Annotated in this window: 1 pseudogene; it reads left to right on the top strand. The window is 78.1% G+C overall.

Going from position 1 to position 237, the window contains the following annotated elements:
* Positions 1 to 237: pseudogene (locus tag G3I42_RS30945) on the top strand (hypothetical protein); the annotation flags it as partial.

Raw genomic sequence — 237 nt, 5'->3', positions numbered from 1 at the left:
CTCGGCGGCGCGAAGTGCCTTCGCCTGGCGCAACCGGCCCCCACCGCCCGTCGCCGAGCGGGCGGAACCGGCACCCAGCGACTTCAACGACTTCGTGCCCGGGGTCGAAGCGCCCCGTCCGCCGCCTTGCGCGCCGCGCTGGGTGGGCACACGCGAGCCCCCACCACGCCCGGAGGACGTGGACGGGCTGCGCGAGCCGAGCGGGGACCGGGCGCTGTTGGTGCGCGCGGTCTGCCC

It is taken from the genome of Streptomyces sp. SID11385 (assembly GCF_010548245.1).
Classification (GTDB): Bacteria; Actinomycetota; Actinomycetes; order Streptomycetales; family Streptomycetaceae; genus Streptomyces.
This window is presented reverse-complemented; position numbering and strand designations above follow the sequence as displayed.